This is a genomic window from Pseudoxanthomonas sp. GW835-FHT14C01 (assembly GCF_058793715.1).
Map to the genome: position 1 here is coordinate 836,622 of NZ_JBXAGB010000002.1, position 18,863 is coordinate 855,484.

Consider the following 18,863-nt stretch of genomic DNA (forward strand, 5'->3'; position numbering starts at 1 on the left):
TGGGCATGAGGCAGCAGGCAAGCGCGTTCTCGCCGGCATCGGTGGGCAACGTGGGCGTGGGATTCGACATCCTCGGCCACGTGATCGAAGGCGTCGGCGACACCGTCACCGTTCGCCGCATCGAGGCCGAGGCGAGCCAGGTGCGCATCGCGGCCATCCGCGGCGCTACCGTCGACCTGCCGCTGGACGCGCCGGGCAACACCGCGGGTGCGGCGTTGATCTCGTTGCGCGAGGCGCTGGCGTTGCCGTTCGGATTCGAGGTGGAGATCGAGAAGGGCATTCCGCTCGGCTCGGGCATGGGCGGCTCGGCGGCATCCTGCGTGGCCGCGCTGGTCGCCGCCAATGCGCTGCTGGATGCGCCACTGACGCACGAGCAGCTGTATCCGCACGCGCTGGTCGGCGAAGCCGTCGCCAGTGGCGGCAGGCACGGCGACAACCTGGGTCCCATGCTGCTGGGCGGGCTGGTGCTGTCCACGGCGGACCGGCTGGTGCGCGTGCCGGTGCCGGAGCACTGGCACAGCGTGCTCGTGCATCCGGAGGCGATCCTCGAGACGCGCCGCGCGCGTGCCGCCCTGCAGGGCGCCTACGAGCTGAAGGAGTTCGTCGCGCAGAGCGCCAACCTGGCGCTGGTGCTCGCCGGCTGCCATGCCGGCGACGCGACGCTGGTGCGCGATGGCCTTCGGGATGTGCTGGTCGAGCCGCGTCGCGCGCCGCTGATCGTCGGTTTCGATGCGGCGAAACGGGCGGCGCTCGACGCCGGTGCGATGGGCGCGAGCATCTCCGGTGCCGGCCCCAGCGTGTTCGCGTGGTTCGAGTCGCGCGGTGAGGCGGAGGCCGCCGCACCGGCCGTGCAGGCTGCGTTCGCCGCTGCCGGTTTCGACAGCCAGGCGTGGGTGTCGCCGATCAACGCGACCGGCGCCGAGTTGCTTTCCGCCAATTGATCCTTTCTTTCTTCGGGCGCCCGCTTCGCGCGCGGCGCCATCGCCACGGCAGACCATGAACTTCATCTCGACCCGCAACGCCGCGCCCGCCGTCACGCTCAGCCAGGCGATCGCCGCCGGCCTCGCTCCCGATGGCGGGCTGTATGTCCCCGACGCACTGCCGCCATCCCGGGGCCTGGCTCCGGCTGCGGATATCGCAGGGACCGCGACCTCGCTGCTCGCCCCGTTCTTCGTCGGCGATGCCCTGGAGGGCGAACTGGCCGCGATCTGCCGCGAAGCCTTCGATTTCCCCGCGCCGCTGCGCGCGCTCGGAACGCCGCGCGATCACGCGCTGGAGCTTTTCCACGGACCGACGGCCGCGTTCAAGGACTTCGGTGCGCGTTTCCTCGCCGCGAGCATGGCGCGGCTGCGGCGCGATGAAGCCACGCCGCTGACGATCCTCGTCGCCACGTCCGGCGATACCGGCGCGGCGGTGGCGGCGGCCTTCCATCGCCAGCCGGGACTGCGCGTCGTGGTCCTCTACCCGGATGGCCGCGTATCGCCGCGGCAGGCGCACCAACTGGGTTGCTTCGGCGACAACATCACCGCGTTGCGCGTGGCCGGCGCGTTCGACGACTGCCAGGCGCTGGTGAAGCGGGCGCTCAATGACGCGGAACTGCAGGCGCAGGCGCCGTTGAGTTCCGCGAACAGCATCAGCCTCGGGCGCCTGCTGCCACAGATGAGCTACTACGCGCATGCAGCACTGACCCACCGCGCGGCGACGGGGCGAGCGCTGAACGTCGTCATCCCCACCGGCAATCTGGGCAATGCGATGGCGGCGATCCTGGCGCGTGCGCTCGGCGTGCCGCTGGGCCGCATCGTGCTGGCGACCAATGCCAACCGGGTGCTGCCCGACTTCTTCGCCGGTGGCGACTACGCGCCGGCCGCCAGCGTGGCGACGTTGGCCAACGCGATGGACGTGGGTGCGCCGAGCAACTTCGAACGTCTCCGCTGGCTGTACCAGGGCGATGACGCGGCGCTGCGCGAAGCGTTCACCGCGGCCAGCGTCGACGACGCCACGATCCGCGAGGTGATCGCACGGCGTTATCGCGATCACGGCGAACTGCATTGCCCGCACACGGCAACGGCCATGAAGGTGCTGGAAGACCTGCGCGCGCAGGGCGAAGGCGGCGACTGGGCGGTGGCGGCGACGGCGCATCCGGCCAAGTTCGAAAGCGTGGTCGAACCGCTGGTCGGTCACGCGGTCGAGGTGCCGCCCGCGTTGGCCGACCTGCTGTCGCGTCCGGCGCGTGCTGCTCCGATCCCTGCCGACTACGACGCCTTGCGCGAGCGCCTGCTGGCGTAGCGGGACGTCAATGTCCTGCGTGGGAGCGACGTGAGTCGCGAACGCCTGTCGCATGGCCAGTCGCGACCTGGGTCGCTTCCACGCACCGGGCCCGCTGGGCGTTCCCCGGGCGCATGGGCGATGGGGTTGCTCCTGCGCTAAGCTCAACGGATGACGCGACATTTCCTGCCCGCCCTCCTGCTGGCCACGCTGCTGTGCGGGATCACCCCGCCTGCAGCGCAGGCCCAATCCGTGGTCTCGCCTCCCGATGTCCGCGCGTTGAAGCCGGGCGAATACCTCTGGTATCCGCAGGTCGCGCCGGAAGGACCGGTGGTGCTGGTGGTCAGCCTGGACGAGCAGCGCGCCTATGTCTATCGAAACGGCATCGCCATCGGCGTGTCGACGATCAGTTCCGGCAAGGCCGGCAAGGACACGCCGACTGGGGTGTTCACCATCCTGCAGAAGAACAAGGACCATCGCTCCAACCTCTACAACAACGCGCCGATGCCTTACATGCAGCGGCTGACCTGGGATGGCATCGCGCTGCACGGCGGCCACCTGCCGGGCTATCCGGCCTCGCATGGCTGCGTCAGGCTGCCGCAGGCCTTCGCGGAGAAGCTGTTCGGCATCACCCGCTTCGGCGATTCGGTCGTGGTGGCGAACGCGAAGGCCTCGCCGGCCAGTCTGGTGCATCCCGCGGTACTCGCGCCTGTCACGGCGGGCGGGCAGGCGGCGCATCCGGACCTGTCGGCGTACGAGGTCTACTGGAACGAGGCGGCGTCGCCCGAAGGCCCGGTCAGCATCCTGGTCAGCCTGTACGACCAGCGCGTGTCGGTGCTGCGCAACGGCGTGCTGATCGGTGCCGCACCGCTGCAGATGGTCCGCGACTTCGCGCTCAACGGCACCGTGCTGCTGGTGATGACGACCGAGATGGAGGACATCCCCAGCCTGCTCGATCCGCAACAGAAGGAACACCGGTGGGTCGCGCACCGCGTGCTCGGGGAGGCCGGCGCGCCGATGCCGCCGCTGCGCACGCTGGGCGATTCGTTCTGGATTCCGCAGGATTTCGCGCGTCGCCTGTACGGCGTGCTGAAACCCGGTACCACGGTACTGCTGTCCGACCTGCCGGGCGTGCGCGCAACGCCGGGTGACCAGCCGTCCGTGCCGGTCTTGGAATCCGACGAAGCCAGCCCCACACCCTCCATGCGCTGAGCCTTGCGGACGGAATCGGGACGCCGGCGCTTTCCCACCGATACCCGAGTCCCGTGATGAACCGATCCCGCCGCTTGCTGTCGCTGTGTATTGCCATGGTGGCCGGATCGCAATCCGGCATCGTGTTGGCAGCGTCGGCCTCGTCGTCGCCGGACCGCCTGGTCGAACGTCTGCATCGCGCTGCGCCGTCGCTGGATCGCGAGGTGCTGTCGATGGCAGCGCACGCGATGACGTGTTCGATCCGGCGCGGCGAACCCGTGCCGATGCGCCGCCTCAGCGTGATCGATTATTCGATGCCGTCGACGCAACCGCGCCTGTGGGTGTTCGATCTGGAGCGCGCGCGCCTGCTGTTCGAGGAGCGCGTCGCACACGGACGCAACACTGGCGAGAACCTCGCGACGCGTTTCTCCAACGCCACCGGCAGCTACATGTCCAGCCTGGGGGCGTTCGTCACGCAGGAGTCCTACCGCGGCGCCAATGGCTACTCGCTGCGCCTGCAGGGGCTGGAACCCGGGTTCAACGACAAGGCGCGCGAACGTGCGATCGTCATCCATGGCGCGCCCTACGTCAGCGACGCCTTGGTGCGTGCGCAGGGACGTCTGGGCCGCAGTCTGGGCTGTCCGGCGGTACGCGCGGCGGTGGCGCAGCCGCTGATCGACAGCATCCGCGGTGGGTCGTTCCTGTTCGCGTACTACCCCGATCCAGCCTGGCTGACGCAGTCGCGTCTTCTCGGTGCGGATTGCGGCGAAGGCGTTGCAGCCCATCCGGCATCGTCCGCGCCGGGCGGTTGAACCGCCTCAGATCTTGAGCGGGATCCGCAGATAGCGGCGGCCGTTCGCTTCGGGCTCGGGCAGGCGGCCCGCGCGGATGTTGACCTGCAGCGAGGGCAGCAGCAGCGCCGGCGCGGACAGCGTGGCATCGCGCGCCTCGCGCATCGCGACGAAGCTGTCCTCGTCCACGCCGCCCCCCACGTGCACGTTGCGTGCTCGCTCGTCGGCGACCGTGGTTTCCCATGCGTAATGGTCGCGTCCCGGCGCCTTGTAGTCGTGGCACAGGTACAGCGTCGTCTGCGGTGGCAGTGCCAGCAGCTTCTGGATCGAGCGGTACAGCGTGCGCGCGTCGCCACCCGGAAAATCGGCGCGCGCGGTGCCATAGTCGGGCATGAACAGCGTGTCTCCGACGAACACGGCATCGCCTATACGGTAGGAGACGCAGGCCGGCGTGTGTCCGGGCGTGTGCAGCACCTCGACCTGCAATCCGCCGAGCGGGAACACGTCGCCGTCGCGGAACAGCCGGTCGAATTCGCGGCCGTCGCCGCTGACATCGTCCAGTCCGAACAGCGGCGCGAACGTGCGCTGCACGTCCGTAATGCGCTCGCCGATGCCGATCGACGCACCAGTCTTCTCCTTCAGGTAGGGCGCCGCGCTGAGATGGTCGGCATGCGCATGCGTTTCCAGGATCCACCGCACCGTCAGGTCGTGGTCGGCGACGAAGCCCAGCAGCGTGTCGGCGGCGCGATGCGACGCACGGCCCGAGCGGTGGTCGTAATCCAGCACCGGATCGATGATCGCGGCGTGGCGGGTGGCCGGGTCCCAGACCACGTACGTGATCGTGTTGGTCGCTTCGTCGAACCAGGCGTGCAGCGCAGGGGAAGTCATGGAGATATCCAGGCTTGCTTTTTGATTTAGGTAAAACTAAATTAAGTAAAGTCTAAAGTAAAGGCGGGGCGATGCCGTTCAGGCAGCGAGAACTGGAACAACTGCGCGCCAGCGCGGCCGATGCCGCAGCGCTCATGCGCGCGCTGGGGCACGACGGCCGGCTGTTGGTCCTGTGCATCCTGGTCGCGCAGGGCGAGTGTAGTGCCGGCGAACTCGCGCAGCAGGTCGGGCTCAGTCCGTCCGCGTTGTCGCAGCATCTGGCGAAGATGCGCGACGACGGGCTGGTCGACAGTCGCCGCGAGGCCCAGAGCGTGTATTACCGCATCGCCGAGCCGCGCGTGGCGCGGGTCGTGGCGTTGCTGAAGGATATCTTCTGCCCATGAGGAAACCCCAATGACGATTCCCTCCCTTTCCCCGCACCAGGCGCATGCGCTACGCGAGAGCGGAGCCGTGCTGGTCGATATCCGCGATCGCGACGAGTACGCGCGGGAGCGCATCCCGGGCGCCCTCCTGTGGCCGATTTCGCAGGCTCCGGCGGCGTTGCCCACGGGGACGGCGACGACGGTGATCTTCCACTGCCGGTCAGGTGCCCGCACACAGGCGAATGCGGCGGCACTGGCGTCGGCGGCGGGGTGCGAAGCATTCCTGATGTCCGGCGGTCTGGAGGCCTGGAAGCGGGCCGGCCTGCCGGTTCACGTGGACCGTCGCCAGCCGATCGCGCTGATGCGGCAGGTGCAGATTGCCGCTGGCTCGCTGGTACTGTGCGGTGTCGTGGTGGCCGGGGTGGCGTCCCCGTATGGGCTGCTGCTGTCCGGCTTCGTGGGCGCAGGGCTGGTGTTCGCCGGCGTCAGCGGGTTCTGCGGGATGGCGCGCGTGCTGGCATGGTTGCCGTGGAATCGCCGGGTGGTGCCATGATCCGGCCCATTCCCCTTTCGTTCTCGCGGAGCCTTCCATGAGTGAGTCCCCCCGCATCAGCCTGACCCTCGAGCAGGAAGACGACTATGCCTTCCGCATCCGCTTCGACGAGGCCACCATCGCCGACCTGATGACCGACGAGCCGCCGCCGCTGGGCAAGGGCGAAGGGCCGAATCCAAGCCGCCTGCTGCTGTCGGCCGTGGCGAACTGCCTGTCGGCCAGCCTGCTGTTCGCCTTGCGGAAGTTCAAGAACACGCCGGGCAAGCTGGTCACCCATGCGACCGCCGACCTGGTGCGGAACGAGCAGGGTCGACTGCGCGTCGGGCACATCCATGCCGATATCCGGCTGGCCGAGGCGGGGGCGGCGCATGCGTCGCTGGAGCGGATCCTGGCCCAGTTCGAGAATTTCTGCGTGGTCACCGAGAGCGTGCGCCACGGCATCGATGTGTCGGTCAGCGTCACCGATGCCGAGGGCGTGCAGTTGCACGGCACGGCGCGGACCGAGCAGGGCGAATCCTGAGCTGCGGATGGGTGGCGGCTTGTGGGGGCGACGCAAGTCGCGATCGGGCACCGGTAACGCGTCATCGCGACTTGCATCGCTCCCGCAGGAGGACGGGAAAGGCCGGGAAATCCGGCGCTCCCGGATCGCCGCCGGTGGCCGGGCGTGGCATGATCCGGGCCTCCGCCGTCCTTTTCCGAATCCATCCGTGATCGCGCCCATCAAGGGGAAGGCCACTTCGCTGGACATCGCCCACCTGGCGGGCGTGTCGCAGCCCACCGTATCGCGCGCGCTGCGCGGCAGCCCGATGGTCAACGAGGAGACGCGCAAGCGCATCCTGGCCATCGCCGAGCAGCTCAACTACAAGGTCGACAAGAACGCATCCAACCTGCGGCGCCAGCACTCCGGCACGCTGGCGCTGCTGTTCTTCGAAGATCCGACGCCGGACGAATCGGCGATCAATCCGTTCTTCCTGTCGATGCTGGGCAGCATCACGCGGGCCTGCGCGCTGCGCGGTTACGACCTGTTGATCTCGTTCCAGCAACTGTCCAACGACTGGCAGGCCGACTACGAAGACAGCAAGAAGGCCGACGGCATCATCCTGCTCGGCTATGGCGACTACCTGGAATCGCGCAGCCGACTCGAGCGTCTGGTCGAGCAGGGCACGCACTTCGTCCGCTGGGGCGCGGTGCAACCGGATACGCCGGGGGTATCGATAGGGTGCGACAACGCCCAGGGCGGGCACGACATCACCGCGCACTTGCTGGCGCGCGGGCGCCGCCGCATCGCGTTCCTGGGGCACGCGTCGAACCACTATCCGGAGTTCTTCGAGCGTTACCTCGGCCACCGCCGGGCGCTCGAAGCGGCAGGCATTGCCCCGGATGACGCGCTTCAGACCGATGCGATCACCACCGAGCAGTCGGGTTACGAGGCCGCCAGCGCATTGCTGGCGCGCGGTGCGGCGTTCGATGCGGTGTTCGCCGCCAGCGACCTGATCGCCGTCGGCGCGATGAAGGCGTTGCGGGAACATGGCCGGCGCGTGCCCGAGGACGTGGCGGTCGCCGGCTTCGACGACATTCCGCTCGCGAGTTCCATGAATCCGGGCCTGTCCACCGTGCAGCAGGACACCAAGCTCGCCGGCACGCTGCTGGTGGAAACGCTGCTGGCGCTCGTCAATGGGGAGCCGGTCGAGAGCCGGACCATCCCGGTCCGGCTGGCCTTGCGGGGCTCGACGGGCACGGACTGATTGCCTGAAAAGGGGTGCTGGTCATAAGATAAGAATCATTCTTATTTTGGCTGAGGCAGGCATGGCCCGTGACCCGAGGTCGACCGGCAGGCGGCGGCACGGGTACCCGGCCGCGTTCGAGCCCGCCCCCGATGACCCGCACCACGCTCCGTTCCCTCAGCTTCGCCATCGCGGTCGTGCTGGCGACGCCCGTCTTCGCCGTGGCGCAGACCGACGACGCCGCAACGCTCGATGCCGTCAGGGTGTTGGCCCCGATCCCGAGGGACACCGGAACCGCGACGAAGACCGACACACCGCTGATCGAAGTCCCGCAATCCCTCTCGATCATTACGGCGCGCGACCTGCAGGACCGTGGCCTCCACAACGAGCAGAACCTGTCCGACAAGGAGTACGTCAGTACCTGCAACTCCGCCGACGGGTGCTGCTACGGTTACCCGCGCACGCTGACCGCCACGGCCCACTTTGCGCGGTAAGCGCATCCACTGCGCGGCCGATCGCTGCGCGGTGGGCGTTGTAGCCCTGTTCTTGCGCTTTCCTGGATGCAGCGTTCGATGAAGACGATCAGGTGCCGGGTAACGCCATGACGGAAGGATGGATAAGCATGCTGGCCACGCTCGCGACGTTCCTGTCGGCGGCGGCGTTGTACGCCGGCTCCCGTCATTGCCGCTGGGGCGCATGGCGCCGCGTCGGGCGTGTCGGCACCTGGGCTGGAGCATGGCTTGCCTTGGTGTCGCTGGCGTTGTGGATACACGCGCTGGGCGCCGGCGCCGGTACCTGCGCGATGCTCGGCACGTGGATGTTCGCGTTGATGGCGCTGCCCTATGTCGCCGGCCTGCGCATCGCGAACGACACACGGAGCGACGGCTGATGTGGGCGCGTGCGACCGCCGGCATCGTGCCGGGATTTTTCCTCTCGGCCGCCCTCGTCGGTCTGGTCGGCTGGCTCTTGCCGGGGCCCTGGCAATCCACGCTGGTGGCCAGCGGGCTGGTGTTCTTCCCGGTCTGGGTGGGCGTGTTCTGCGCGGGCTTCCAGTTCCGCAGCGGCGCGCGCGCCTGGGCGGTCTACAGCCTGGCCGCCGTGGCCGGGCTGGGGGCGCTGACGTTGCTGCGCCACCTGCACTGGGTGCAGTAGGAGTCGTCGCTTGAAACTGAAGTCCTCCACGCTGCGCACGTTCACCACCCTGCACACCTGGGTAGGCCTGGTCGCGGGCTTCGCGTTGTTCGTCGCCTTCTACGCGGGCGCGATCACCGTGTTCCACCATGACCTGATGGTCTGGCAGTCGCCGCATGGCGTCGAGCAGCCCGTCGGCACGCTGGACGACGCCCAGCACCTGCTCGACGAGACGCTGAAGCGCCATCCCGACGCACGCAGCTGGGTCGGCATGATGTTTCCCGGCGAAGAATCGGCGCAGCCGCTCGTCTACTGGCCGGATGCCAAGGGCACCTGGTACTACGCCACGCCCGATGATCTGGCCGGCAGTACCGAGCCGCCTGCCGCGGCACTCGCCGAACTGGTCAACGCCTTGCACTACTCCCTGGGCATCCCGGTCGCCGGCATCTACCTGATGGGTATCGTCAGCCTGCTGTACGCCGTGGCGCTGGTGTCCGGCATCGTGATCCACCTGCCCAGGCTGGTGGAAGACCTGTTCGCGCTGCGACCCGGTCGCAACCTCAAGCGGTTCTGGCAGGACGCCCACAACCTCATCGGCGTGCTGGGCCTGCCGATGCACGTGATGTTCGCCGTCACGGGCGCATTGCTGTGCCTGTCGATGGTGGTGGCCGCGGCGCTCAATCCGCTGATCTACGGCGGCAAACTGATGGAGGCCATGCCGGCCGCGCTGGACACGGCGCCGCAGGTGGCCGCAGCGGGCAAGCCTCAGGCGCCGGGACGCCTGGCGATGTGGCATGCGCGTGCCCAGGAAGAAGCCCGCAAGCAGGGACTCGACGCCTTCGAACCGATTTACCTGAAGCTCACGCATGCCGGCGATGCGAATGCACTCGTCGAGATCACCGGCGAGGCACCCCGTACCTTGGGGGTGCTCGGTGCCGTCGCGCTGAATGCCAGCACGGGCGAACTCGTCGCCAGCCAGTTGCCCGGCAACCGCGACGCCAACCACGCCACCCTGTCGATCGCCTACCTGTTGCACTTCGGCGAGTACGGCAATGCATGGGTGCAGTGGCTCTACTTCCTGCTGGGCGTCGGCGGCGCCTTCCTGTTCTATTCCGGCAACCTGCTGTGGATCGAATCGCGCCGCAAGCGGCGGCAGGCGGAGCAGGGCGCGGCGCAAGTCTGGATGGCGAAGGCGACCGTCGGTTTCTGCATCGGCGTGTGCGTGGCGATCTCGGCGGCCTTTGTCGCATCGCAGCTGTTCGAGGCGAAGGGGGCGGCGTGGGGCATCGGCGTGTCGGCCGGCGTCAATACCGCGTGCTTCGCGGTGTGGGCGGCGTGCCTGGCCTGGGCGCTGCTGCGGCCGCCGGTCCGGGCCGCCATCGACTTGTTGTGCGCCGCGGCCGTCGTCACCGCGCTGGTGCCGGTCGCGCATGGCGCCCTGACCGGTGCCTGGCTATGGCAGAGCGCCGCAGCCGGGCATACCGCGTTGTTCGCCATCGATGCCGGCGCGCTGGCGATGGCGGTCGGCTTCGCCTGGCTCGCGCGCGTGACGCGCCAACGTGCCCGCGACGGCGAGCCGAACAGCGTGTGGACGCTGCCCTCCCGCCGCTGAGGCTTATCGGGGATCGGTGATCTTGCGGGCCATCAGGTCCGCGAGGCGCGTACGGGTGTCGGCACGCGTGAGCGGCTTCTCGAACAGGAACACGCGTACGCCGTGCGCCGGTACCTCCGCCTGCAGGCGATTGCGAACGCGCTGGGTCTTGCCCGTGAACGCATCCCGCCACGTGCCGGCTTCCAGATATTCGGACACCGACAGCGTCGTCGGCGCATCGGCCTTGTTCAGCAGCACCAGCGCGGTCTGGGTGACGCCTTCGTGCTGGAGCACGCGGTAGAAAACCGCCTGGTCGCCTTTCAACCGAACATTGAGCTGCAGGCCCCGTTGCAGGGCAGGGGTGTCGCGGCGCAGCGTGGCGATGCGCTTGAGCGGCGCGAAGATCGGGCTCTGCGGTGCGGCATCGATGCGCGCCTGACCGAAATAGTTGCGATTGCCCGCGTGCTCGGCATGGCCGCGCTCGAAGCCGGTCTCGGAGCCGTAATAGATGACCGGAATGCCGCGTGCGGTGAACAGCCAGTGGTGCGCATCGATGAAGCCGGTGTCGGCGGCGTTCATCCGTGCCATGTCGTGGTTGTCGTAGAACGTCATCAGGTCGTAGGGATTGGCGTACGGACCGTCCTCCAGGTACAGCGCCTTGCCGAGTTCCTCGTAGCTGGTGCCGGGCTTCTCGAACACCTCCGTCAGCTTCGCCTTCAGCGGGAAGTCCAGCACGCTGTAGCTTCCGTTGCGCGTCCAGGTATGGCCGGCGATGCTGGCGGCGTCGTAGTTGAAGTTCTCGCCGAACATGAAGAAGCCCGGCTTTTTCGCGCGGATGCGGTCGGCGAATTGCTTCCAGAACGCATGCGGCATCCATGCGATCGTGTCCACGCGGAACGCCGCCGCACCCTGGTCGATCCACTGCTCGTACGCGCCGACCAGATAGTCCATCACCGCCGGGTTGTTCTCGTTGAAATCGGACAGCTGCGCCAGCCCGCCGCCGGTGTTGTAGAAGGCATGCATCGGCTTGCGGCGCGGGTCCAGCCGGTCGGGATCCAGGTTCTGGTGGTCGGCGACCAGCTTGCCGTCCTTGTCCCAGACCTTGCCGTACTGCGGCTGCATCTTCGGCATGGAGTAGGCCGGTGAGCCGTGGTTGCCGACGATGTCGAGCACCACGTCCAGCTTCTGCTCCTTCATGCCACGGGTGAATCCGGCGAAATCCAGGCCTTCGCTCGGCAGGTGTTCGTCCAGCTTGTAGAAGTTGATGCCCCAGTATCCGTGGTAACCGGTCTTGCCGCGGTCGGTGAACATGCCTTCCCATTTCACTTCTTCGCCGCCGGTGAAGGCTTCGTCGGGGTTGTCGACGATCGGCGTGATCCACACCGAGGTGAAGCCGAGGTCGCGGATGTAGCCGGCGTTGTCCAGCACGCCCTTGAAGTCGCCGCCCAGGTAACCGATGTTGTCCGTGCGACCCTCCGGCGCACCCGGGGTCGGACGGTCGAAGGTCGGGTTATTGCCGCCCTGGTCGCGATGGTCATTCGACGGATCGCCGTTGACGAAGCGGTCGGTCAGGACGAAGTAGACGGCTTCCTTCGCGAACGGCTCGGTGGTGCCGTAAAAGTCGTCGGCGGCGTAGGCGGCAGGCGCACCGAGCAGCGACGCCAGCAGGAGGGCGAAAGGACGTGGGCGGGGAAGTCGCATCAATGCACCTGCGGCTGTGTTGGAAGAGCGGTGTCGTGGGTTTCCCGCACACCGGCCAGCGAAAGCGCCGCGAGCAGCAGGCTGGTGCCGCTGATGACCAGGGCGAAGATGGCCTGGTTGTCGAACAGGCCACGCAGTGCCGGGCCGAGCAAGGTGGCGGCCACGATCTGCGGAATGACGATGAACATGTTGAAGATGCCCATGTAGATGCCCATCTTCTCCGCCGGCACGTGGCTGGACAGGAGGGCATACGGCATCGACAGGATGCTGGCCCACGCCACGCCGACCAGCGCGAACGAGCCCATCAGCCAGGACGGATGCGGCACGAACCACATCGACAGGAAGCCGATGCCGCCCAGCACCAGCGAGCCGGCATGCACGGCCTTGCGGTTGAGCGGCAGGCGGGCCGCGTAGAAGCTCAGCAGCAGCGCGACCAGCATCGACGACAGGCCGTAGTAGCCCATGTAGGAGCCGACCAGATCGGCGGCGTTCTGGAAGGCCGCATTCGCGCGGGTGAAGGCGGCGGCCTGCGCGGGTACGGCCATGTCGAAGAGGGCCGGATCGGGGGCCGGCGCCTTGAACACGTGTTCGGTCAGACCGGGCGTGGCCATGCTCCACATCGTGAAGAACGCCAGCCAGCTGAAGAACTGCACGACGCCCAGCCGCCCCATCTGCGCCGGCATGTGGATCACATGGTGGAGGATTTCGCTGGCGACATTGCCTTGCGCGCGCTTCTCCGCGCGGAAGCGTTCCATGTCCTCCGGCGGATACTCGCGGGTGGTGAAGATGGTCACCAGGATGCTGGCCATGAACACGAAGGCGCCGATGGCGAAGGCGATCTTCACCGAAGGCGGCACGATGCCCGGCCCCGCCTCGTTGGGCACGCCGAGCTGGGTGATGAACCACGGCAGGTTGCTGGCCACCCACGTGCCGATGCCGATGATCAGCGTCTGCAGGACGAAACCGTAGGAGCGCTGGCTTTCCGGCAGCTTGTCGGCCACCAGCGCGCGAAACGGCTCCATGCTGATGTTGATGCTCGCGTCCAGGACCCACAGCAGACCGGCGGCCATCCACAGCGTCGGCGAGTGCGGCATGAAGACCAGTGCGATCGAGCTGAGGATCGCACCGGCGAGGAAATAGGGGCGTCGGCGGCCGAGCAGCGGATGCCAGGTGCGGTCGCTGAAATAGCCGATCACGGGTTGCACCAGCAGGCCGGTCAACGGTGCGGCGATCCACAACAGCGGCAGTGCATCCTTTTCCGCGCCCAGTGTCTGGAAGATGCGCGACATGAAGCCGCCCTGCAGCGCGAAGCCGAACTGGATGCCGAGGAAGCCGAACGACATGTTCCATATCTGCCAGAAGGACAGGCGGGGCTTGGCGGTCATTCGGATTCCCTGGCGGTGCGGTAGGAGTGCGGGGTCGCGGTCGCGAGCGTCGCGGCATCTTGCCGGCATGCGAGGCCGATTCCATGCTGCACCGCAAACAACGCCGGCATGCAGGCACGTGCTCGGTAATGCGTCGTCGCTGCGCATCGCGACATCGAAAACCATTGGTGCGCCTGCGTTTCAGGGGCCGGCGCGCGCGATCGATGCGTCACGCCGCGTTCGACGCGTAGCCTTCCCATGTCGTCATCTGCATACGTATTCATGCCCGGCGACGGCGACCCGCCTGCGCGCATGTCGATGCCTCGTGGAATAGTGGCGCCCGCCGAGCGCGCCGGAGGGGTGCGTTACGCATTGCGACGGGTGCATCGATGACGAAGAACAGCTGGTGGCGTGGCGCGGTGATCTACCAGATCTACCCCCGCAGCTTCCTGGACACCAACAGGGACGGGGTAGGGGACCTGCCGGGTATCGTCGAGAAGCTCGACTACATCGCCGGCCTGGGCGTGGATGCCATCTGGATCTCGCCGTTCTTCAAGTCGCCGATGGCCGACTTCGGCTACGACATCGCCGACTACCGCGACGTGGACCCGTTGTTCGGCACGCTGGCCGACTTCGATCGCCTGCTGGCCAAGGCGCATGCGCTCGGCGTCAAGGTGATGATCGACCAGGTGCTGAGCCACTGTTCGGTGGAGCACGCCTGGTTCAAGGAAAGCCGCGAGAGTCGGGACAACCCGAAGGCCGACTGGTACGTGTGGGCCGATCCGAAGGAAGACGGCACGCCGCCCAACAACTGGATGTCGCTGTTCGGCGGCGTCGCCTGGCGCTGGGAACCCCGCCGGGAGCAGTACTACCTGCACAACTTCCTGGCCAGCCAGCCGGATCTGAATTTCCATAACCCGGCCGTGCAGCAGGCGACGCTCGACAACGTGCAGTTCTGGCTGGACCGTGGCGTCGACGGCCTGCGCCTGGACGCGATCAACTTCTGCTTCCACGACGCGCAGCTGCGCGATAACCCGCCGAAGCCGAAAGAACAGCGCGTGGGCCGCGGCTTCAGTCCCGACAATCCCTACGCTTACCAGTACCACTACTACAACAATACGCAGCCGGAGAACGTGGCCTTCCTCGAACGCCTGCGCGGGCTGCTGGACCGCTATCCGGACGCGGCCGCGCTGGGCGAGATCTCGTCGGAGGATTCGCTGGCGACCACCGCCGAGTACGTCACCGACCAGCGCCTGCACATGGGCTACAGCTTCGAACTGCTGACCGAGGACGGCAGCGCGGGCTACATCCGCGCCACGGTCGAACGACTGGAAGCGGCGATGGTCGAAGGCTGGCCCTGCTGGGCGGTGTCCAACCACGACGTGCAGCGTGCGGTGACGCGCTGGGGCCACGGCGATGCATCGCCTGCCCTGGCGGCGCAGCTGGTCGCACTGGTATGTTCGCTGCGCGGCTCCGTCTGCCTGTACCAGGGCGAAGAGCTGGGCTTGCCCGAGGCCGACGTCCCGTACGAAGCGCTGCAGGACCCGTACGGCAAGACGTTCTGGCCGAACTTCAAGGGCCGCGACGGATGCCGCACGCCGATGCCGTGGAATGACGGACGCGGGGCCGGCTTCAGCGAGGGCGCGCCCTGGCTGCCGATTCCGGCCGAGCATCGCGCGATCAACGTCGCGAAGCAGGATGCCGATCCGTCGTCGGTGCTCAATCTCGTGCGTGGATTTCTCGCCTGGCGGCGGACGCACCCCGCGTTGCGTATCGGCAGCATCCGTTTCCTCGATGCGCCCGAACCGGTGCTCGCTTTCGTGCGTGAAGCGGACGGGCAACGCGTCCTGGTGGTGTTCAATCTGTCGGCCGGCGCCGTGCAGTGGCGATTGCCGGAAGGTATCGCCGCCGACGCGCTGGACGGCCACGGCCTGCAGCGCGCGACACAGGAGGGCGGGGCGCTCTCGTTGCCGCCCCGTGGCGCGTACTTCGCGACGATCGCCTGACGCTGTCGCTCCGAACGGGCGTCGGAGCCGCTCGCATGGCGCGCAGATACGCTACACCGTCGTCATGCAGCGGCGGTCCGACATCGTGCGCGCACGTGGTGCGAACGCCGCCCTCGCGGCCTTTTTTTCCGGGCGGAATGCGCGTTACTGGCGACCGCGGAAATATGCATGAATACGTATGCAGGCCGATTTGTGCGGCTGCGCACGCCACTACCATGGCCGCACATTCCGGGGCGGTACGCCCGGTGTGGAAGACCCGGGCGATCGTGTCGTACGACGTACCCGGTTCATCGCATACAACGTCCTTGGAGAGGGGAACATGCATTACAAGCGCAACCTGCTGAGCGCGGCGTTGGCGTCCGCCATCGCGCTCGCCGCGACCGGCGTACAGGCCCAGACCGCCACCACCGCCACTGATCCGGCGCCTGCAAACGACGCGACCGAACTCGACACCGTCGTGGTCACCGGCATCCGCCGAGGCATCGAGAGCGCGATTTCCGTCAAGCGCGATTCCACCTCCATCGTCGAAGCGGTGTCCGCCGAAGACATCGGCAAGCTGCCGGATGTCAGCATCGGCGAATCCATCGGACGCCTGCCCGGCCTGGCCGCGCAGCGCGTCGCCGGTCGCGCGCAGGTGATCAGCGTGCGCGGCCTGTCGCCGGACTTCTCCACCACGACGCTCAACGGCCGCGAGATGGTCAGCACCGGCGACAACCGCAGTGTCGAGTTCGACCAGTATCCGTCCGAACTCGTCGCCGGCGTGACGGTCTACAAGACGCCCGATGCCGGTCTCATCGGCCAGGGCCTGTCGGGCACGATCGACATGCAGACCGTGCGACCGCTGAGCTTCGATGCGCCGGTCGGTACGGTGGGCGTGCGCGGCCAGCGCAACGCGCTGGGCGCCGCGGCGGATTCGTCCGCGTACGGCGAACGCATCAACGCCAGCTACATCACCCAGAACGAAGCGCGCACGTTCGGATTCTCGATCGGCTACTCGCACACCACCACGCCGATCCAGGAAAACCAGGTCGGACTGTACGAGCCGTGGCAGGCGATCGGCGACAACTGGCGCCCGGGTGTACCGTCCGGCACGTTCTACTCCGACGGCATCAAGGCGCTGCGCCGCACCGGTGAGACCAAGCGCGACGGCGTGATGGCGACCCTGCAGTTCCGTCCGTCGAATGCCTGGACCAGCACACTGGACCTGTTCCACTCGGAAGCCGAGCAGGTCGATACCGCCAACCAGCTGGAAGTGCATATCGGCGACTACAACGGCGGCTACGGCCGGCTGCAGGTCACCAATCCGTCCATCAACGGCAGCAACACGTTCACCGGTGGCACCGTCGGCAATGTGTATCCACTGGTGCGCGGCATGTACAACAAGCGCGAAGACGAGATCAACGCGTTCGGCTGGAACAACGAGTTCACCGCCGGCCAGGCGCGCATCGTCGCCGACATCGGCTGGTCGCGCGCCAAGCGTGACGAGCTCAACCTCGAGAACAACACGCAGATGTTGCCGGCGCCGCAGCTCGATACGTTGCAGCTGCAGATCCGCAACAACGGGTTTTCGCAGATCAACCCGGGTCGAGACTATTCGAATCCGGAATCGCTGTACCTGACCGGCACGATCTACGGCTCGGGCTACGGCAAGGTGCCGAACGTGGTCGATGAGCTGCGTACCGGCAAGCTGGCGGCGTCGTTCCCCGCCCCGACTTTCCTGTCCTGGATGTCCGACATCGACGTCGGCCTGAACTACGCCGACCGCGAGAAGAACAAGCGTCAGCCGGAAGGCAACATCAACCTCGGGCCGCAGGGCAACACGACGATCGCTTCGGACCTGCAGTACCGCCCGGTCGATCTGAGCTTCGCCGGCGTCGGCTACATCCCGTCTTGGAACGTACCCGCCGCAGTTGCGCGCTACATGACGTTCGAACCGAGCGACAGCGCGTTCCCGTACCTGGTCGCCAAGGCCTGGGACGTGCGCGAAAAGACCACGACCGCCTTCCTGCGCGGCAACATCGACAGCGAGTGGGGCAACGTCAGCGTGCGCGGCAACGCCGGCGTGCAGGTGCAGCGCGTAGACCAGTCCTCCGATGCGATCCGGCTGAGCGGCGGCGGCGATCCGCAGCCGATCCACATGGGCAAGACCTTCACCGACGTGCTGCCGAGCATGAACCTGGCATTCGGCTTCGAGAACGACCAGACCTTGCGTGTGGCGCTGGCCAAGCAGGTGGCGCGTCCCCGCGTCGACCAGCTGCGTGCCTCGCTTGAAGTGACGGCGTCTGACGGCCCTGACCAGGACAATGGCCTGCGCAACAGTTTCGCCAGCGGCGGCAACCCGTTGCTCGATCCGTGGCGTGCCTATGCGTTCGACGTGTCCTACGAGAAGTATTTCGGCACCAAGGCGTATGTCGCGGCGGCCTATTTCTACAAGGACCTGCGCAACTACATCTATACCCAGACCGATCCGTTCTACGACCTGTCCGCCTATACGCCGGACATCCCGCCGAACGCGAACTATCCGGGCATCGGCGTCGATCCGATCGGCAGCTACACGCGGCCGGTGAACGGCGAGGGCGGCACGCTGCAGGGCCTGGAGTTGACCGCTTCGCTGCCGTTCGACATGTTCAGCGAGGCGCTGCAGGGCTTCGGTGTGGTGGCCAGCGCCACCTTCAACGACAGCAACATCCAGATCCGCGATCCGGAGAGCGCCTCCAGCGTCGGCGCCGGCGACATCGATCTGCCCGGTCTGTCCAAGCGCGTCTACAACCTGACGGTGTACTTCGAGAAGAACGGTTTCGAGGCGCGCGTCAACCAGCGTCGCCGCTCGGACTTCATCGGCGAGATCGGCAACTTCAACGGCAACCGCACGCTGCGCTATGTCGTCGGCGAGAACATCACCGACGCGCAGGTCAGCTACTCGTTCCCGGAAGGCCACGCGCTGGGCGGGCTGAGCATCCTGCTGCAGGCCAGCAACCTCACCGACGAGGCCTACCAGACCTACGCCGGCACCAAGGACCGTCCGCTGGAATACGTCGAATGGGGCCGCAGCTACCTGCTGGGCGTCAGCTACAAGTTCTGATCCATCGCGAGACGCGTTGTCCCCAGCCCGCCGGTCATGCCGGCGGGCTTTTTCTTTGCGAGCCGATCGGGTGCGGTCTGCACGCAACAAAAAAGGCCAGGCATTCGCCTGGCCTTTCGTGTTGGATGGTGGAGCCAGGGAGGATCGAACTCCCGACCTCGTCATTGCGAACGACGCGCTCTCCCAGCTGAGCTATGGCCCCACAAGAGCGGCG

The 18,863-nt window shown here is 67.3% G+C and carries 17 protein-coding genes and 1 tRNA gene; 14 read left to right on the top strand and 4 right to left on the bottom strand.

From position 1 onward, the window contains the following. Positions 1-5 precede the first annotated feature (5 nt). From AC1Q5B_RS10750 to AC1Q5B_RS10765, 4 genes are all read left to right on the top strand, one after another. The gene (locus AC1Q5B_RS10750; protein ID WP_492631653.1) at positions 6-941 is read left to right on the top strand and encodes a homoserine kinase; all 936 of its coding nucleotides are present in this window, start codon (positions 6-8) and stop codon (positions 939-941) included. A gap of 55 nt (positions 942-996) precedes the next feature. Continuing rightward, positions 997-2,286 carry a threonine synthase gene (thrC, locus tag AC1Q5B_RS10755; protein ID WP_492631654.1) on the top strand — a complete coding sequence of 430 codons (1,290 nt, stop codon included), beginning with the start codon at positions 997-999 and terminating at the stop codon, positions 2,284-2,286. A 150-nt stretch (positions 2,287-2,436) separates the two neighbouring features. Beyond that, entirely contained in the window at positions 2,437-3,477 is a 1,041-nt protein-coding gene (locus AC1Q5B_RS10760) for a L,D-transpeptidase (RefSeq protein WP_492631655.1), read from the top strand. A 56-nt stretch (positions 3,478-3,533) separates the two neighbouring features. Further along, on the top strand, positions 3,534-4,268 hold the full coding sequence (locus AC1Q5B_RS10765; protein ID WP_492631656.1) for a murein L,D-transpeptidase catalytic domain family protein: 735 nt from the start codon (positions 3,534-3,536) through the stop codon (positions 4,266-4,268). Between the two features lie 6 nt (positions 4,269-4,274). Here AC1Q5B_RS10765 and AC1Q5B_RS10770 read toward each other — a convergent pair whose 3' ends face one another. Next, the gene (locus tag AC1Q5B_RS10770; protein ID WP_492631657.1) at positions 4,275-5,135 is read right to left on the bottom strand and encodes an MBL fold metallo-hydrolase; all 861 of its coding nucleotides are present in this window, start codon (positions 5,133-5,135) and stop codon (positions 4,275-4,277) included. Between the two features lie 71 nt (positions 5,136-5,206). Here AC1Q5B_RS10770 and AC1Q5B_RS10775 point away from each other — a divergent pair, with 71 nt between their 5' ends. From AC1Q5B_RS10775 to AC1Q5B_RS10810, 8 genes are all read left to right on the top strand, one after another. Continuing rightward, positions 5,207-5,518 (top strand): ArsR/SmtB family transcription factor, encoded by a 312-nt coding sequence (locus AC1Q5B_RS10775; RefSeq protein WP_492631658.1) that lies wholly within the window; start codon positions 5,207-5,209, stop codon positions 5,516-5,518. Between the two features lie 10 nt (positions 5,519-5,528). Then, entirely contained in the window at positions 5,529-6,050 is a 522-nt protein-coding gene (locus tag AC1Q5B_RS10780) for a rhodanese family protein (protein WP_492631659.1), read from the top strand. A gap of 37 nt (positions 6,051-6,087) precedes the next feature. Then, positions 6,088-6,570: an OsmC family protein gene (locus AC1Q5B_RS10785; protein WP_492631660.1), complete on the top strand. Its 483-nt coding sequence runs from the start codon at positions 6,088-6,090 to the stop codon at positions 6,568-6,570. Between the two features lie 190 nt (positions 6,571-6,760). Continuing rightward, on the top strand, positions 6,761-7,795 hold the full coding sequence (locus tag AC1Q5B_RS10790; RefSeq protein ID WP_492632087.1) for a LacI family DNA-binding transcriptional regulator: 1,035 nt from the start codon (positions 6,761-6,763) through the stop codon (positions 7,793-7,795). A gap of 131 nt (positions 7,796-7,926) precedes the next feature. Beyond that, positions 7,927-8,268, top strand: a complete 342-nt coding sequence (locus AC1Q5B_RS10795; RefSeq protein WP_492631661.1) for a hypothetical protein — start codon at positions 7,927-7,929, stop codon at positions 8,266-8,268. Between the two features lie 128 nt (positions 8,269-8,396). Next, positions 8,397-8,663 (top strand): hypothetical protein, encoded by a 267-nt coding sequence (locus tag AC1Q5B_RS10800; protein ID WP_492631662.1) that lies wholly within the window; start codon positions 8,397-8,399, stop codon positions 8,661-8,663. Further along, entirely contained in the window at positions 8,663-8,926 is a 264-nt protein-coding gene (locus AC1Q5B_RS10805) for a hypothetical protein (protein WP_492631663.1), read from the top strand. Before AC1Q5B_RS10800 ends, AC1Q5B_RS10805 begins: the two co-directional genes overlap by 1 nt. 10 nt (positions 8,927-8,936) lie before the next feature. Further along, the gene (locus AC1Q5B_RS10810; protein WP_492631664.1) at positions 8,937-10,517 is read left to right on the top strand and encodes a PepSY-associated TM helix domain-containing protein; all 1,581 of its coding nucleotides are present in this window, start codon (positions 8,937-8,939) and stop codon (positions 10,515-10,517) included. 3 nt (positions 10,518-10,520) lie between these two features. Here the strand turns inward: AC1Q5B_RS10810 and AC1Q5B_RS10815 are convergent, their stop codons facing one another. Then, on the bottom strand, positions 10,521-12,197 hold the full coding sequence (locus AC1Q5B_RS10815) for an alpha-amylase family glycosyl hydrolase (RefSeq protein WP_492631665.1): 1,677 nt from the start codon (positions 12,195-12,197) through the stop codon (positions 10,521-10,523). Further along, entirely contained in the window at positions 12,197-13,582 is a 1,386-nt protein-coding gene (locus AC1Q5B_RS10820) for an MFS transporter (protein WP_492631666.1), read from the bottom strand. The genes AC1Q5B_RS10815 and AC1Q5B_RS10820 overlap by 1 nt, the downstream gene beginning before the upstream one ends. Positions 13,583-13,950: 368 nt before the next feature. Here AC1Q5B_RS10820 and AC1Q5B_RS10825 point away from each other — a divergent pair, with 368 nt between their 5' ends. Both AC1Q5B_RS10825 and AC1Q5B_RS10830 read left to right on the top strand, forming a co-directional pair. Then, complete coding sequence (locus tag AC1Q5B_RS10825) at positions 13,951-15,567, top strand: alpha-glucosidase family protein (RefSeq protein ID WP_492631667.1); 1,617 nt, start codon at positions 13,951-13,953, stop codon at positions 15,565-15,567. Positions 15,568-15,886: 319 nt separating this feature from the next. After that, positions 15,887-18,649 (top strand): TonB-dependent receptor, encoded by a 2,763-nt coding sequence (locus AC1Q5B_RS10830; RefSeq protein ID WP_492631668.1) that lies wholly within the window; start codon positions 15,887-15,889, stop codon positions 18,647-18,649. Between the two features lie 126 nt (positions 18,650-18,775). On the opposite strand, the gene AC1Q5B_RS10835 is transcribed toward AC1Q5B_RS10830, so the two are convergent. Continuing rightward, positions 18,776-18,851, bottom strand: a tRNA-Ala gene (locus tag AC1Q5B_RS10835). Positions 18,852-18,863 lie beyond the last annotated feature (12 nt).

Coding starts and splice junctions, on each gene's coding strand:
- thrC (WP_492631654.1), top strand. CDS start 997: ATGAACTTCATCTCGACCCGCAACGCCGCGCCCGCCGTCACGCTCAGC.
- AC1Q5B_RS10830 (WP_492631668.1), top strand. CDS start 15,887: ATGCATTACAAGCGCAACCTGCTGAGCGCGGCGTTGGCGTCCGCCATC.
- AC1Q5B_RS10800 (WP_492631662.1), top strand. CDS start 8,397: ATGCTGGCCACGCTCGCGACGTTCCTGTCGGCGGCGGCGTTGTACGCC.
- AC1Q5B_RS10750 (WP_492631653.1), top strand. CDS start 6: ATGAGGCAGCAGGCAAGCGCGTTCTCGCCGGCATCGGTGGGCAACGTG.
- AC1Q5B_RS10780 (WP_492631659.1), top strand. CDS start 5,529: ATGACGATTCCCTCCCTTTCCCCGCACCAGGCGCATGCGCTACGCGAG.
- AC1Q5B_RS10760 (WP_492631655.1), top strand. CDS start 2,437: ATGACGCGACATTTCCTGCCCGCCCTCCTGCTGGCCACGCTGCTGTGC.
- AC1Q5B_RS10815 (WP_492631665.1), bottom strand. CDS start 12,197: ATGCGACTTCCCCGCCCACGTCCTTTCGCCCTCCTGCTGGCGTCGCTG.
- AC1Q5B_RS10785 (WP_492631660.1), top strand. CDS start 6,088: ATGAGTGAGTCCCCCCGCATCAGCCTGACCCTCGAGCAGGAAGACGAC.
- AC1Q5B_RS10820 (WP_492631666.1), bottom strand. CDS start 13,582: ATGACCGCCAAGCCCCGCCTGTCCTTCTGGCAGATATGGAACATGTCG.
- AC1Q5B_RS10795 (WP_492631661.1), top strand. CDS start 7,927: ATGACCCGCACCACGCTCCGTTCCCTCAGCTTCGCCATCGCGGTCGTG.
- AC1Q5B_RS10765 (WP_492631656.1), top strand. CDS start 3,534: ATGAACCGATCCCGCCGCTTGCTGTCGCTGTGTATTGCCATGGTGGCC.
- AC1Q5B_RS10825 (WP_492631667.1), top strand. CDS start 13,951: ATGACGAAGAACAGCTGGTGGCGTGGCGCGGTGATCTACCAGATCTAC.
- AC1Q5B_RS10770 (WP_492631657.1), bottom strand. CDS start 5,135: ATGACTTCCCCTGCGCTGCACGCCTGGTTCGACGAAGCGACCAACACG.
- AC1Q5B_RS10775 (WP_492631658.1), top strand. CDS start 5,207: ATGCCGTTCAGGCAGCGAGAACTGGAACAACTGCGCGCCAGCGCGGCC.
- AC1Q5B_RS10805 (WP_492631663.1), top strand. CDS start 8,663: ATGTGGGCGCGTGCGACCGCCGGCATCGTGCCGGGATTTTTCCTCTCG.